This window comes from Clostridium sp. ZBS2 (assembly GCF_023845855.1).
Lineage (GTDB): Bacteria > Bacillota > Clostridia > Clostridiales > Clostridiaceae > Clostridium > Clostridium aquiflavi.
This window is the reverse complement of sequence record NZ_JAMQIF010000004.1, coordinates 106,389-123,583: the sequence shown is the minus strand read 5'-3', so window position 1 is coordinate 123,583 and position 17,195 is coordinate 106,389. Positions and strand designations below refer to the sequence as shown.

Sequence of the window (17,195 nt, the reverse complement as noted above, 5' to 3'; positions counted from 1 at the left end):
CTGTATTAGATAAAGTGACATATATAAACATTCTACTAAAACATGATCTAAATAAATTATGTATTAGGTTAACCGATTACGTAACCTTGAAAAATAAAATGGTTTATTTAAACCATTTTACAGTTTCCCTTTCGACAATATTATGATCCATAATTATTTGATTTTTAGAACCGTTTCCATTTAACATATTTAAAATTTCATTAAATGCCTTACAGCCCATTTCATATAATGGTTGTGATAATGTTGTTAATGGTGGTATTGACATTATAGCCACCTTGGTATTATCATATCCTACAATTGATAAATCATCTGGTACTCTGATATTTTTTCTATAGGCAACATTTAAAACGCCCACTGCCATATCATCACTAGCTACAAATATAGCTGTAAATTCTTTTTTTCTTTCTAATAAAGTATTCATACATTCAATTCCACTTTTATAAGAGAAATCTCCATATGTAACTAAGTCATTATCTATATTTATTCCATAATCTGAAAGTGCCTTCATATATCCTTGTACTCTAGGTAATCCTGCTATTGTATCTTCTTTAGTTCCACTTATCATAGCAATTTTCCTATGACCTCTATCTAATAGATACTTAGTTGCAGTATAAGCAGCTGATAAATCATCTACTTTTATATGAGGCATATCATATTTAGGTGATGTTGTAGATATAAGTATATATGGAATATTAATTTTTTTTAAAGCCTTGTAATATTCATCTTCTATTTTTATACTTACAATGATGACAGCATCTAATTGTCTTTCCTCTAAAATTCTTAAATACTCTAAAGTTCTAATTCCTTCTGAACCAGCATTACAAAGTATAACACTATAGTTATTATCATGTGCTGTATCCTCTATTCCTCCAATGATTTCACCATCAAAGCTTGTAGATACATCTGGTATAATTACGCCTATAGTTCTTGTTGTATTCGTTGATAATGATCTTGCAATGGCATTTCTTTTATAGCCAATTTCATCAACTACTTTAAGAACTCTAATTTTGGTCTCTTCAGAATATCCTCCTAGATTATTTAAAACTCTTGATACTGTAGCTACGGATACTTTAGATAAATTTGCTACATCTTTTATTGTTGATGCCATCTTAATCCCCTTTTTTTCCTTAAGTTAATCGATTACTCAAATATACAATACCATATTTTTATACATATATCAATAAAGTAAAATACAAAAAAAAATTTCTTTTTTATCTCCAGTCAGCAACTTTATTTTTTCCTTAATTTGTTCCTTTGTTAAGTGAGTAGTAGCTCTTTCCTTAAGCTTTGCAAGTTACATAGCTTGAACTTGTTGTTTTTTTAGTTCTTGTTCTTGTTGCTTTTCAATTTTTTTCTTGTTTCTTTAATTCTTTTACTTCTTGTTTTTTGGCTTTTTCTTGTTGTTTTATTACTTTTGCTTCTTGCTTTACTATCTTCTTTGGAGAATTTTTAACACCTTTTTCAGCAGCAAAAGCTGGAACAGAACTTACCATAGTCATTATAGCTAAAATAGCAATTATCTTTTTAGTTATCATAAGTAAAAAAATCTGTAACTAATTAGTTACAGATTTTTAATATGTACTTAATAAAAACTATTTATAAAATAGGAGTTAGTTTTAATATTGTAATTTCATGTACTTCTAAATCAACAGTAAGCGTCAATTCACCTTGGATAGTTCTTTCCCCAAAATCCATTTTAGGAATAGATATATTTTTTAAATATTTTTCATATTCTAATGTTAAATTTTCTCCCCCTGAATTAATCCAATTATCAAAAGCAGAGCCGAAGTTTCTATTAACTCTTTCTCTTACTATAGAGTATTTTCCAAAGATATTGTTAAGGACTATTTTAAAAAATTTACTTTTTTCATTTGTAAATACACTATATCTATTTTTTAAATTTATATGAGATGTATTAAAACTTTTATATAATTGATCGTATTCTTGAAAATTATGAATTAAAATTTGAAAATTTTCATGATTATCTTTTGTAATAATCATATTCTCATCTTTATAAAGAATAATAGACTCTAAATCATTTAAAAACTTAAAAGCATAGTAAGCTGGCTTTTTTATTCCTTCCACTGTTATCAATCCGAATCCACCATGAAAAGTATCAGAAGATAAGATATGTTCATCAAATATATCTGATAGTGTCCAATAACTCATAACATCTACGTATCCAATACAGTCAATTACATTTTTAACAATAAAAGATCCCATAAAAGCTGTATCATGCAATAAATCTCTTGGATCTGAAGACGAATTCCATTCAGTTATTATACAGTTACTCTTTTTAATGCATTTAGAATTTCTAACTGTTTCATGAATTTTCTCTACACTTTTTAAAATATAGCTAGATTCTGCATAACAATACCTTCCTTTTCTATCAGCATTCCAATGTTCAAAATAAGTTTCATCTATATTCCATTGAATAGGATATAGATGATATGTAAAATTATCAAGAATAATATTATTTTTTTCTAAGAAATCAAAGGCATTTTTTGTCCAATTAGTATCTAAAACGGACCAACTAGTGCCACTAAATCCACTAACCTTAAGATTTAAATTTACATTTTTTATAGAAATATATGTTGCTTTAAAAAATTCAAGATATTCTTCTTGTGATTTGTGCCAATAGTATCCATCTAAATGTGGTTCATTCCAGATTTCAAAATCCCAAGTTTCTACTTTCTTTTTACCATAACGATTAACAAGATGTTTAACAAATGATTCTACTAAATATGTCCAATGTTCTAAATTTTTAGGAGCAGATGTGTTTGCATTCCAATGATATATACTTTCACTACCAGAGGCTAAATCTTTAGGCATAAAACCAATTTCAATAAAAGGTATAATATCATTGGAAACAAAAAAATCAAAAATAAGATTAATATAACGGAAATTTAGCTGAGGATTTCCATCCTTTAATGAAAAAACCATTAGATTATCTGAAAATATTCCATGAAATCTTACACGATTAAATCCCACTTCACTTTTTGCAGCAATAAGTTGGTCCTGTATATTTACATTTAGAAAATCGCTAGCACGTCCAATTCCTATCATTTTTGTTAAATTTGATGGATATTGTCCATTTTCTTCGTCTGTATTTACTGTAATCATTTTACAATCTGAAGCTGGTATATTTTGAGGTATTTCTATTATATTTTCTTTATCATATTCAAAAAGTTGATTAAAAGGATTTGTTGAAATTAAGTTAATATAGTTAAATAAAGCAGATGAAACAACATTCTTTTCTAATAATACATCCTGCTTATTATTTTTACGAAAATCTTTAGGAGAAATTTCAAAGTATTTTTTAAAACGTTCATTAAATGTGCTAATAGAATTAAATCCTCTTTCAAAAGCTATATCACTAATTTTTTTATTAGTAAGAACAAGATCAGAACAGGCAAGTTGCAATCTATAAATAGTTACATATGTCATAATATTGATACCTGTTTCTTTCTTGAAAAGCTTAGATAAATATGCTGGACTCATATTAAACTCTTTTGCAATATCATTCAAAGAAAAACACTTAGAAATATTATCATTAATATATAGTATAAAATCTAAAGTTTTCCCTTGAGATGATAATACTTTCTTATCTTTATTATTTATAGAAAAACGTTGCTTTAATATATTTAATATTTCTAAAATTGTTATCTTTCTCAAAAGATCAATATTATCATTCTTTTTAATATCTAATAAAGCTAGCTTAGAAAGATACTTTTTAAGCAAAAACAGATCATTTGAATTAGTATTTTCTAAGACACTAAAAACCATCGTATCTAAATCTTTAATTTCACTTTTTAGCAAAGTTTCTTTTATTTGAAGAGTATAAACAATATTTTTTTCAGATATAGCCTTAGCAGAATGCCTATAAAAACTGTTTACAATGTAAATTTCATCTTTATGAAGTTCCACAATTTCATTTTCTACATTTAATTCAATAGATCCATCAAGAACTAAAATAATCTCTAAAAAATCATGCCAATGATAAGGGACTATTTTTAAATTGTGAATAAAAACTTTATATGGAATTTTGTGGTGTGTTGGTATGTCAATATTTTCATAAAACACTTAAAATCCCTCCTAAACAAATAAGTTTTTCAATATAACATAATATATATAAACCAATAATAGTGCAAAATATAAACTATCGCAACTTTAAGATAAATAAGAATACTTAACAAAGATATGATCATTTTGTGCAATAAATTGTACTTGCTTTTGAAATGAATTTTGCTGTTCCTTCTTCATTATAATCAATGTTTTCCTTAAAACGTTCATCTCCGATATGAATCAAATTTAGCATTGTACAATCTTATTTGTACAGTTATAAAACCTTTCATTTTTAAATTATATATATAACAAAATTTAAAAATGTTAAAGTATATTTTTTAAGTCAATTTCAATCAATGAATTTACATTGCAATTGGCCTCTTTTAAATAGTCAAAGTTTCCAACCCCTATAGAATACATGCCTGCATCATTAATAGCTTTAATTCCAGCTGATGAGTCTTCAATTCCAACACAATTTTTTGTCTGTAAATTTAGTTCTTTTGCTGCTAAAAGAAATATTCCAGGATCAGGCTTTCCTTTTGATACTAGTTCAGGATTTGCAATAATGTCAAAGAGAGATGTTAAATCTAATTTTTCTAATATAAGTGGTGCATTTTTACTTGCAGATGCTAATCCTATTTTTATATCTGCATTTTTAAGTTTTTTTAGAAGAACTACAACTCCAGGTAATATGTCCTCTTTAGATAAATTAGAAATCCAATTCAAATAATATTTATTTTTCTTATCTAGCAAATTAATTTTTTCATCGTTTGTATAATTAGAACTTTTATTATTTTGTTTTAAAATTAATTCTAAAGAATCTTCTCTCGATAAACCTTTAAGTCCTTCATTAAATTCTCTAGATATAGAAACACCTATTTCATCAGCAAGCTTTTTCCAAGCTTTATAATGACCTTCAGCTGTATCTGTAATTACTCCATCTAAATCAAAAATAACTCCTTTAATTAACATCTAGTATCAAACCTCCCACAAAATGGATCTATAGGACTGATTCCTTTAAATTCACTTTTACCTATAAGCTTTTTTACTACCAATTCAATATTTGCTTTTTGATTACTATACGCATTTATATAAGTTGGTATACGTGGCGCGTCACACAAGTGGAATGGATTACCTAGCGATATTATAACTACAGGAATTTCTTTAACAAACCATGGCATAAATTGAGCAAAAGGCATTCCCCATTCAATTCTATTTGAAGTTTGATTACTTTTAGTCTGATAATCGACTCCATATATTACAATATCATATTTATTTTTAAACTTTTCAATAGAACCAATGATTAACTCTAAGTCAAGTTTATTATTATCTAATACAGTAACTTTAAAACCTGATTTTTCAAGTTCTTCTGAAAAGATTGCTTTACTTTTGGTTTCGTTTCCTAAATGAATAAATAAAACTTTTTCATATTTTTCAGGAAGGATTGGTAAAATATTTTCATTATTCTTTACAAGAGTAATTGATTTATCAAAAATTTCTGTTGATAAATCTTTATAATCTTTAATTTCACCATTAGAAATTTTTTTTAAATTGTTGTAATATTCCTTAATTCCTAAAATACGAAGAACTGCTTCATTTAGTCTTTCTTCTGAAATTGCACCACTTAAAACACCTTCAAGGATAGCTGAAAAGTCTTCTTTCAAATCTTTAGTAAATAATATCATATCACAACCTGCATTAACACATTGGATTAAAGTTTCTTTTCTTGTAGCAAATGAATTAAAACCACCCATAAGTGTTGCATCAGTAATAATTAATCCATTAAATTTTAACTCTTTTCTTAATAAATCTTTAAGTAGATGTTTAGATAATGTAGCAGGTCTTAAGTCTTTATCTTCTATAGATTTATCTATACTTCTTTCAAAACAAGGAAGAAGTATATGACCTGCCATTATACAAAGAACACCAGAATCAATCAATTCTTTATAAATACTTCCATAAGTTTCATTCCATTTTTCTAAAGTCATATCATTTACTGAAGGTAACACATGATGATCTCTATCATCTTTACCATCTCCAGGAAAGTGTTTAATTACTGGAATAACCCCACCATCTTCTAATCCTTTGCAAAACTGCTTTGAAAAAGACTTAACACGAGAAGTATTATCACCAAAAGCTCTAGTCCCAGTAATAGGATTTAAATAATTAACATTTAAATCAACAACAGGCGAAAAAGTCATGTTTAAACCTAATTTAAAACTTTCTAATCCTATATAGTGTGACGCTTCATAACTAAGATTTAAATCATTAGTAGCTGAAATTTGCATAGCACTTCCAAAACTTTCACCTTCACTTAAAATACCATTAACACCATTTTCTAAATTAGCAGAAATAAAAGGCTTTATTTTGCTATTACTATTAATTATTTCTATAACTTCTTTTGCTAAATTTTTAGTTACAGGCCTTAACATGATTCCACCAGGTTGAATTTTTTGAATAGTTTCAATAAGTTGTTCTTCTGTAATTTCAATGTTATGCATTAGAAAAAACAATTGTCCTACTTTTTCTTTTAATGACATTTTATTTAATTTATCCTTAATACCTTCAATTTGATTTTTATCCAAATTAAATGGTTGTTTTTTTAATAATTCTAAATCTAACACGCTTGTTTACTCTCCTTATTTCTGATTTCTAAGTCTTTAACTATATTGTTATACATTTCTGAAGTAAGCTTGTATCTTGATAAAATAATAATTGCTATTCCATAACCTACAACAGGTATCCATACAATTGCATTATGAAGATTAGATAATGTTTCTACACTTTGAACCTTACCAGGTATATATCCTATTCCATTTAAAATCCATCCACTAATAGCAGCTGACATACCTGAGGTTAATTTAGAGCTAATAGTATTAGTAGAAAGAATTACGCTTTCAAGTCTTGTGTTTGTTTTCCATTCACCATACTCCACCGTAGAAACTACCATATTAGTAATAACTAATGAATACATACCTACAATAGCACTTGATAATCCATCAATTATGATATAGAAATAAGACACTTTAAAATTAATTATGTATATAAATGAAATTATTACACTAATACCTAAAAAATATGACATAACCTTTTTATTACCATATTTCTTTAATAGTTTAGGAGATATAGCTATTAAAATTAATGTGACAGGTAAAGCAATTAAATTTGAAAAAGAGCCAAGTTTATCATTTCCAAGAGAAAATTTATAAAAATAAATTAATAGATTTGTTTTTATGTATAATGCTGTGTATATGAATAATTTAGCTGAAATTACATTAATCAATGGAGAATTAGCTAAAAGAGCTTTTATCATATCTGATAGTTTAAGTTTATTATTTTTCTTGACTTTTTTATCTTTAATTTCAGAAGTTTTACTTAAACCCAAGTCCTTAAGAGATTCATTTGAAAATAATTCTTTAGATAACACAAGACCAAAAATTAAAAATAAACTTCCTAAAATTATACTTAAAAGAAAAAATCCTTTTAAATAACTTCCGTTACCTAATATATCAACTAATGGCATCTGAGCTATTCCAAATCCAAATATTGCAAAAACCGAAGCTATTTTGATGCTTTGTAGAAGTTTAAAGCGGAAATTTTCATTCTTAGTAATAGCTGGAATAATTGACCAAAAAGCAATATCAAAGAATGCGTAAGCAGTCCAAAAAAGTATCGTTACAACGTATACATAAATAATATGAGTTCCTGGACTTAAATTTGGTTTAAAAAATAGTGCAATAAGTAAAATACTTATAATAGGAGGCATAGAAATAATATATGGCTTATATTTCCCCCATTTAGTGTTTGTTTTTTCTATTATTACAGCTATAATTGGATCAACAATCAATCCATAAATACGAACTACAAATAAAAGTGTACCAATAGTAGCTGCTGATAAACCAACTCCTTCAGTAAAGAAAAATAAAAATGCCGACATTAGAGCATAAACTAAATTTTGCCCGAGACCTCCCATTGCAAAACAACGGTTAATTTTTTTAGAATTTAACATAAATACAACTCCTCTCATTAATACAAGACAATTATAAGTTTTTTTTTTGCGAAAATCTCTCAAGTTATCTACTTCTTAGCTATAGCTTTTTATCTATTTAAAAGTTTTCATTTTAAAAAAGTTTAATCTGTAGCTATTTTGTTACAGATTTTTGTTATTTCTTTAATTTGTAAAAATATTTATAAAATCTAAGTTAATTTTAAGATTGTAATTTATGTACTTATAAATCAACAGCGAGTGTTAATTTATCTTGGTTATTTTTATAAAGTTATAATTCTTAGCAATTTGTCTAACATAATTTTTTGGCTCTTCTAATTTCATAGTGGAAACAAATATTACCAATAGTATAAATGAAGGACTACATTAAAGTAGTCCTTCATTTATTGCTTGTGTTAGGTCTTTAAAATCAACACCATAATCTCTATCTTTTATAGTATATAATTCTTTAAGTTCCTCCTCGATAAATGATTGTGAGTAGAGCACAGCATCTGTTTTGAAACTTGTCTTAATTATCTTATGATTAATAAAGAATATGGTCTTTGCCCTTAGTATATCAAAGTCATATCCACGACCTTGTTTTTCAATTGCCCTAATAGTATTGTTAATACCTTCAATAAAAGCATTAGTAATGCCTACCATATGAAAAATAATTAAATATTTCTCTACCCCAGTTCTTAACTGTCATTGCAGTATCATTATAGATTGTTAAATCATCTGAGATAGCCACTAAAGAAATCTATTATAGTAGCCTTATTTCTATCTCTAAGCATATCTATAACAGTATGGTGTTCTATTACATATCAAAGTCCATGCCTGTTTACGGCTCTTACCTTCTCTCTGTATATGTATTTCATCTATACCAAGAATATTAAGAGTTTCAATTTCAAATAATTTAGGTATTTTCTTAGCTTCATCTAAAAATACATTTCCCTTCGGTTTTATTCCGTACAAATAAAGAGGGATATTTTTAAAAATAAAAAAGTTTTTTAATTTTTCTCTATTAATGTATAAAATTTTTTCGCTTGTCCATAATATAAATGTATCCACAAAATCATAATAATCATTAGTCCCCTTAAACTAGTATAATGTTTATTGTTATACTAATATGAATTATTTATTTACGAAGAAAACTCTCCATTATATAATAATGAAGAGTTTTCTTATTTATGGTTTACTTTTCAATTATATTTTAAATAATTATTTATGTTGTAGTATAATGGCGCAGTGGCATTGGAATTTACTTTTTAGAACTTCTTAATGTATATTTGTTGAATTAATTGCTTGTCACAATGTTCCATTGGGAACACGCATTAATTAGACTAATCTACATTTTTAGAATTCTTAAAGTAAATTCATCAGTCCACGAGCTTTATACTACAACATAAATTTACTTTTTAAAACATGTCATTATTTTTTAGATACATATTTATTATCTTTTATATAAAATCTCCATGGAAAATCTATTGCTTCCTCAGCATAATCTATTCCTATCCTAGTTGTCTGAACAATTTCATAATGATCATAACTATCTTCTATATATAAATCACCTTTTTCATAAAGCACTTTATAATTATCTTTTTTACCTATACCAAAAGCCATGCATAACTTTGAAGGTCCATTAGTTAATTCTTTCTTCTTAACGGTAGATAATTCTTCATACTTCTTATTAAACCTCTTTAAAGAAATATAATCAAAATTATCTAATGGTTCTAATGCTCTAATTAAAACTCCCTGCCCATCATCATCTTCTCCACTTATTACATTAAAGCAATGATAAAGTCCATATATAAAATATACATAAGTTATTCCGCCTTCTTTAAATAGCGGCTCTGTTCTTTCTGTTCTTCTTCCATTATAAGCATGTGATGCTTTATCAATTGACCCTATGTATGCTTCAGTTTCTACTATTTTTCCCCTTAAAATAACACCATCTATCTCTCTTACTAAAATTTTACCCAATAAATCTTTAGCTACTTCCAAAGCATCTCTTTTATAAAATTCCCTATTTAAAATCAATCACTCATCACATCCCCTATTTAAAATCTCATTCTAAAGTTTTATTATAACTAATTTTTGATATTTTATTATAAATCTACATTAAAAATGAATGTTTATATTTTGGTGTTCTTAAAGTAAATTACTCAATCTATGTGCTTTATACTACAATATAAACAAATTCTTAAAGCATACGCTAAATATCAAAAATAACTACTTTATTCGATTTTAAACTTTCCTTTACATCTATTATTCTTTGATTAGATGATCCTCTGAATTTTAATCCATCTTCTTTTTTATTTTCTTCAAATTTTCCATCCACTAATACATCTATGTTATTTATTAAGTCTTTCCAACCTTTATTGCCTTCTAAATTATCATTTATATATTCAAATGTATATCCTGTATAGCACCAAATATTTTTATTATTTTCTTTAAAAATTTTTGCCATATAAGAAAATTGATCTGCTCTTTCAAATGGATCTCCTCCACTAAAAGTAATTCCTTTAATCATTGGATTACATAAAACATCTTCTATTAATTCATCTATATTTTTTTCTTCTCCACCATTAAAATCATGAGTGTCTGGATTAAAGCATCCCTTGCAATTATGATTACAACCTTGTGAGAAAAATACTCTTCTAATTCCTGGACCATTTACTAAACTTTCATACGCTATACCTGATAATCTTATTTTTTTATCCAAAATAATACACTTCCTTTAAAATTCTTATATCTATATTTAAGATTCATTATATATCTATCCCTTAAATATAGGAAATATAATATTAGCTTTAAAACAAAAAAAATAGAAAAGCTACTAATATATATAATAAATTATATATATTTAGTAAGCTTTTCAAAAACACTTCATTTATTACTTGTAATTAAAGAAACTATTTTAAATATGTGTTAATATATGAAATATGCAAAATGGAATTTTATTCTGTCCAATTTCCCTTATACATATATTAAGGCCTTGTTAAAATAACATCTTGAATTAACCCTAATGTTAGTTCCTTCTCTTCAAAATCTTTTACTGGCATAGGTCTTGCATATAAATATCCTTGAGCATTATTGCATCCTACTTCACTTAAAAATTCTGCTTGTTCATGAGTTTCTACCCCTTCACAGATTACATTTAAATCTAATTCTTTAACCATTCTCACAATATTTGCTATTACTATCTCACCTTTTTTAGAACTATCCTTACTATTTAAGAATTCTCTATCAAGTTTTATTGTATCAATAGGTAAATCTTTCAATATATTAAGTGAAGAAAGACCTGTCCCAAAATCGTCTAATGATATACTAAATCCCATTGCTTTTAATCTAAGCAATGCTTGCAACATATTATCATAATGATTAAATATTGCACTCTCTGTAATTTCAATCTCTATTAAATTTGGATTTATATCATATTTATTAAATATTCTGCTTACATTCTTTATAAAATAATCTACATTTTTCAAATTAATTCTTGATATATTTACTGAAATAGGAATTAATTTAATATTATTTTGCTTCCATTCATTTATTTTTGAACATACCTCTTCAAAAATAAACATATCTAAATTAACTATAAATCCATTTTTTTCAAACAAAGGTATGAAATCTATAGGATTTATTAATCCTTTTTCAGGATTGTTCCATCTTACAAGTGCCTCTGCTCCAATACAACTTTCTAATTTTATATCATACTTAGGTTGAAGATATAATTCAAATTGTCTATTGGTTAATGCACTATACATAACATCTTCTATTTGCTTTTGCTTTATTAACTTACTTTGAAGCTCTATATCATAAAAACCTATAAACTCATTACAATCACTTTTTGATGTTTCCCTAGCAAAAGCTACATTATCAATCATTTTATTTATATCTTCTTCTGTTCCATCTACAACATATACCCCATATGAAAGAGAGAAGTTTGGAATTTCCTTAGTTCCATTATCAAAAAACCTCATACTATTATCTAATGCATTAATTCTATCTATAATATCATTTTCATCTTTATATTTTAATAGCAATATAAATAAATCATCCCTTACTCTACAAAACATTTCTTTATACAATAATTTATTTTTCAAAATATCAGATATATATTTTAATAATAAATTCCCGGTTTTATATCCCCATATATCATTTATAATTTTAAATCTAACTATGTCAAATTCCACCAGTGCATATGACGAATTCATATTCTCTTCCAAGACTTCTTTTATGTCCATTTTAAATTTAGTTAGAGTTTTTCCTCCAGTAATATCATCAACAAATGCTATGTCTTTAATTAACTTTTCTTTTCTATTTCTATAAAAATTTATATAAATTAAAAGTATTAAAAATATTAGTATAACAAAACTCGCTAGCATAGTCATTAAGGATGTTAGATATTGTTTTTCATTTATATTGGATGCCTCTATTAAAGATAAGACATAATAATCCTTTAAGTCATTTATTTTAGAGTATGACAAAATATACTTATTTTTATTTAATGTAATAAATACAGCACCATCTCTATTATTAGTTAAATCATCTTTTAATATTTCTATATCATCTAAATCATGATATGAAAATATATTACTATCGTTTAACATATTAAATAGATCACCTGATCCTATTAATATATCCCCATTTTTATCTAGTATGTATGTCTCAACCTGTTGATAAAATTTAGAATTTGATATAAATAATTTTTCTATATCCTTAAATGATATGGTTCCATATAAAGCCCCTTTAATTTTATCATTATGGAGTAATGATGTTACATATATGAATACTTTTTCGCCAGTTTTTAAATCAGTATCTATTGTCAAAACATCTTCATTAGTTTTTTCCCATTTTTTAAAATAATCCTTGTTACTAATATCATTAATTGAACCATCAATACAATTTAAAATTCCATCCGAAGTTATAATTCCTGTTGTTAAAAAATCTTTTCTTTCTTCCAAATTTAAAATGTCCATAACATTTTCTTCTTTGAAATCGTTTAATTCATTAAAAATACCCGACACGTGCTTCATATATTGTATATTATCATTTAACGTATAATTTATGAACATAGAATTATTTTCTGATGCTTTTACAATAACAGATTTATTGCCTTTATTTATTACTTCTTTAACTTCTATTATACATACAGAAAATCCAATGGCTATTAACATAACAATAACAGTAATTGGTATAATATAGGCAAAAATATTACTTTTAAACTTATTGTTCATATATTTACCCCCTAACTCTTAATATCACTACTTCAAAGGTTCTACAAAGAAAAATTCAAGTAATTTAAATTATTGTAATTTATTGTATATCCATATTTTATCATATTTTCATATAAACTTGTATTAAAATAAAAAAAGACTTTCTTAAATTTTTCTTTTTATTTAAGAAAGTCGTTTTTTATATAGGTTATATTTCAGCAAAGTGTTGATATAAATTAATTTTTCTATGAATTAAGCTTTACATAATTTAATCTTCCACCAGCTTTTATAACATCTATTTCTTTTGATGTTAATTTAACTAAAACTTGAAATTCACTATTTTTAGTTAAGTTTTTAATTTTTAATACTCCATTATTTAAATTATCACTTATATTTTCTATTAATAAATCATCAACTAAATTTATTTTTTCATAATCTGAAGAATCCTTAAATTCAATTGGTACTATTCCATTGTTTATTAAATTTGCTTTATGTATTCTAGCAAATGATTTAGCAATAACTGCTTTTACTCCTAAATATAAAGGTGCTAATGCAGCATGTTCTCTACTTGAACCTTGTCCATAGTTTTCTCCAGCTATTATAAACCCTCCATTAAATTCTTTAGCTCTCTTAGGGAATTCTGTATCTACTGTATTAAAGCAGAATTCTGAAAGATAAGGAATATTAGATCTAAATGGTAATAATTTTGAGTTAGAAGGCATTATATGATCTGTTGTGATGTTGTCTTCTACTTTTATTAACACTTTACCATCTATTTTGTCTCCAAGTGCCTTATTTATTGGGAATGGTTTTATATTCGGACCTCTGACTACTTCAACTTCTTCATTAGTTTTAGCAGGTTCTAAAATCATAGAATCGTCTATGATAAACTTTTCAGGCATATCAACCTTTATATCTACATCCATTTGTCTTGGGTCAGTTAAACACCCTTTAATGGCTGAAACTGCTGCTGTTTCTGGACTTACAATATATATTTGTCCTGATAGTGTTCCACTTCTACCATAGAAATTTCTATTTACAGTTCTTAATGATATCCCATTAGTTCCTGGTGCTTGACCCATTCCAATACATGGTCCACAAGAGTTTTCAAGTATTCTTGCTCCTGAACTAATTATATCTGCTAAAGCTCCATTTCTAGCAATCATCTCCATAACTTGTCTAGATCCTGGTCCAATAACTAAACTTACATTTTCATGTACTTTATTTCCTTTTAATATTTTTGAAACCTTCATTAAATCTTCATAAGAAGAATTAGTACAACTTCCTATAAACACTTGGTCGACTTTAATCTTTCCGGCTTCCTCAACAGTTACAACATTATCTGGACTGTGAGGTTTTGCAGTTAATGGTTTTAAATCATTTAAATTTATAACTATTTCTTCATCATATATAGCATCTTCATCAGCTTTTAATTCCAGCCAATCGTCTTCTCTATCTTGTGCTTTAAAGAATTCTAAAGTTCTTTCATCACTAGGGAATATTGATGTTGTAGCACCAAGTTCAGCTCCCATATTAGTTATTGTACCTCTTTCTGGCACTGATAAACTTTTAATTCCTTCTCCACAATATTCAAATACTTTTCCAACGCCACCTTTTACAGTACATATTCTAAGTACTTCTAAAATCACATCTTTTGCAGCCACCATTTTATTTAGCTTCCCTTTAAGTTCAACTTTTACAACTTTAGGTGTATTTATATTATATGCACCACCACCCATTGCAAGAGCAACATCTAATCCACCAGCTCCCATTGCAAGCATTCCAACTCCACCAGCTGTTGGTGTATGACTATCTGAACCTGTTAATGTATCTCCAGGTGTTGCAAATCTTTCTAAAAATATTTGATGACATATTCCATTTCCAGGCTTTGAAAAATACACTCCATATTTTGATGCTACTGTTTGAATGAACTTATGATCATCTGCATTTTCAAATCCTTGTTGAAGCATATTATGATCAATAAATGCCACTGATTTCTTAGTTTTTACTCTATCTATTCCCATAGCTTCTAATTGAAGATATGCCATTGTTCCAGTTGAATCTTGAGTTAATGTTTTATCAATTTTAATAGAAATTGGTTCTCCTGTTTTTAAATTTCCTTCAACGATATGATTTTTTAAAATTTTATAAACTAAATTATCTCCCATGTTTGTTCCCCCTATTATTGCTTATGGTTTAATTCTATTACTTTTAGGTAGATGTTGATATTTTATAATTTATTAATTCTTTTATATTCTTTATATAATTGAACAACCTCTTTATCAAAAAGACATCTTTTTAATCTAACAGATGTTGATCTAACTAATTCTAATATTCCTGTGGCTTCATCTTTAGTAAGTTCTATTGCATATTCCCTAAATTTATTTTCAACTGCAGCACGTCCTGAATGTTTTCCAATAACTATTTGTCTTTCTAATCCTACAATTGCTGGATCAAATGCTTCATAATTAGTTGGATCTTTAAGAGCTCCATCAGCATGAATTCCAGATTCATGTGCAAACATATTACTTCCAACTATGGCTTTCCACTTTGGTAGTTCTCTACCTGATGCCCTAGATACATATTGAGAAAGATCTTTAAGCATTGTTGTATCAATGTCTCCCTTATATCCATATACAATCATTAATGCCATAATTACCTCTTCTAATGCAGCATTTCCTGCTCTTTCTCCAAGGCCATTAACAGTTACTCCAACATGTGTAGCTCCACCTTCAAGTCCTGCTATAGCATTTGCAGTAGCCATACCAAAATCATTATGTGTATGCATTTCTATATTAAAATTAGTAGTCTCATAAAGCTCCTTAATTCTTTTTTGAATTTTAAAAGGCTCCATAATTCCTACAGTATCACAATATCTAAATCTATCTGCTCCAGCTTGTTTAGCTGCTTGAATGAATTCTATTAAAAAATCTTGATCAGCTCTTGACGCATCTTCTCCATTAACTGATACATAAAGTCCATTCTTTTTAGCAAACTCAACTGATTTAACCATATTTTCTAATACCCATTCTCTTGATGTTTTTAGTTTATGTTGAATGTGTATATCTGATACTGATATAGATACTGCTACTGCATCAACGCCACAGTCTATTGATTGTTCTATATCACCAATAACAGCTCTATTCCATGCCATTATGCTTGGCTTTAAATTTCTTTTAACAATTTCTTTTATTGCAGCCTTTTCATCTCCACCCATAGTAGGTATACCAACTTCTAATTGATCTACTCCAAGTTCACTTAACATTTCTGCAATTGCTATCTTTTCAGCATTAGCAAAAACTACGCCTGCTGTTTGCTCCCCATCTCTAAGAGTAGTATCAACTATATTAATTTCTTTATTGGTATTTATATTTTTAACTGACATTTTAACTCCCCCTTAATATTTGTTTATTACCTATTGCTTTTACTACTTAATTTTTATTTATTTATCATTATACACCATGTATACATATAATGGAATGATAATTTTCTTATTTTTGCAGCAAAGAGACCATTCTCCTTCAATATTTCTTGTCATATAAGGTAATTTATATGAAAAATTATAATTTATTGCAAGATTTTTTTGAAATTATTCATTTAATGAAATTACATAACAATGAGATTCATCGTGATTAAACTTAAAAATGTATGTACTATACTTTATTAAATTACTATGTTCATTTTACACGTATGCATATATCAACACTCTACTAAAATATATTTATTTATATAAAAAAAGCACTAAATGTAATGAAGATACTTTTTAGTATATTCATTCACATTTAATGCTTTTTTATTTAATTAGTTTTTAATTTTTGGCTCTGTTTTAAATGTGTGTTGATATATGCAATAGGTAAAGTGGCATTGTAATTGGACTTTGAGAATACTTAATGAGTCTTGTCTCATTTACTGCTTGTCTCAAT

The 17,195-nt window shown here is 26.7% G+C and carries 13 protein-coding genes; all 13 read right to left on the bottom strand.

Annotated features, from left to right (window positions below; all coding sequences use genetic code 11):
• Window positions 1-103: 103 nt before the first annotated feature.
• Complete coding sequence (locus NG918_RS01840) at window positions 104-1,108, bottom strand: LacI family DNA-binding transcriptional regulator (RefSeq protein WP_252215996.1); 1,005 nt, start codon at window positions 1,106-1,108, stop codon at window positions 104-106.
• Window positions 1,109-1,343: 235 nt separating this feature from the next.
• On the bottom strand, window positions 1,344-1,535 hold the full coding sequence (locus NG918_RS01835; RefSeq protein ID WP_252215998.1) for a hypothetical protein: 192 nt from the start codon (window positions 1,533-1,535) through the stop codon (window positions 1,344-1,346).
• A 61-nt stretch (window positions 1,536-1,596) separates the two neighbouring features.
• Complete coding sequence (locus tag NG918_RS17070; protein ID WP_252216000.1) at window positions 1,597-4,083, bottom strand: GH39 family glycosyl hydrolase; 2,487 nt, start codon at window positions 4,081-4,083, stop codon at window positions 1,597-1,599.
• Between the two features lie 121 nt (window positions 4,084-4,204).
• On the bottom strand, window positions 4,205-4,318 hold the full coding sequence (locus NG918_RS01825; RefSeq protein WP_252224234.1) for a TipAS antibiotic-recognition domain-containing protein: 114 nt from the start codon (window positions 4,316-4,318) through the stop codon (window positions 4,205-4,207).
• Between the two features lie 71 nt (window positions 4,319-4,389).
• Entirely contained in the window at window positions 4,390-5,037 is a 648-nt protein-coding gene (gene pgmB / locus NG918_RS01820) for a beta-phosphoglucomutase (protein ID WP_252216004.1), read from the bottom strand.
• Entirely contained in the window at window positions 5,031-6,689 is a 1,659-nt protein-coding gene (locus tag NG918_RS01815) for a glycoside hydrolase family 3 protein (RefSeq protein ID WP_252216007.1), read from the bottom strand. The genes pgmB and NG918_RS01815 overlap by 7 nt, the downstream gene beginning before the upstream one ends.
• A complete protein-coding gene (locus NG918_RS01810) occupies window positions 6,683-8,074 on the bottom strand; it encodes an MFS transporter (protein WP_252224230.1) in 1,392 nt (463 codons plus the stop codon). The genes NG918_RS01815 and NG918_RS01810 overlap by 7 nt, the downstream gene beginning before the upstream one ends.
• Window positions 8,075-8,437: 363 nt before the next feature.
• Complete coding sequence (locus NG918_RS01805) at window positions 8,438-8,722, bottom strand: transposase (protein ID WP_434062236.1); 285 nt, start codon at window positions 8,720-8,722, stop codon at window positions 8,438-8,440.
• Window positions 8,723-9,481: 759 nt separating this feature from the next.
• Entirely contained in the window at window positions 9,482-10,090 is a 609-nt protein-coding gene (locus NG918_RS01800; protein ID WP_252216019.1) for a DNA-3-methyladenine glycosylase, read from the bottom strand.
• A gap of 175 nt (window positions 10,091-10,265) precedes the next feature.
• Window positions 10,266-10,775 (bottom strand): anaerobic ribonucleoside-triphosphate reductase activating protein, encoded by a 510-nt coding sequence (gene nrdG / locus NG918_RS01795; RefSeq protein WP_252216022.1) that lies wholly within the window; start codon window positions 10,773-10,775, stop codon window positions 10,266-10,268.
• Between the two features lie 265 nt (window positions 10,776-11,040).
• Complete coding sequence (locus NG918_RS01790) at window positions 11,041-13,293, bottom strand: bifunctional diguanylate cyclase/phosphodiesterase (protein ID WP_252216025.1); 2,253 nt, start codon at window positions 13,291-13,293, stop codon at window positions 11,041-11,043.
• Window positions 13,294-13,517: 224 nt separating this feature from the next.
• On the bottom strand, window positions 13,518-15,440 hold the full coding sequence (locus NG918_RS01785; RefSeq protein WP_252224225.1) for an aconitate hydratase: 1,923 nt from the start codon (window positions 15,438-15,440) through the stop codon (window positions 13,518-13,520).
• Between the two features lie 62 nt (window positions 15,441-15,502).
• Complete coding sequence (gene nifV / locus NG918_RS01780; protein WP_252216031.1) at window positions 15,503-16,657, bottom strand: homocitrate synthase; 1,155 nt, start codon at window positions 16,655-16,657, stop codon at window positions 15,503-15,505.
• Window positions 16,658-17,195 lie beyond the last annotated feature (538 nt).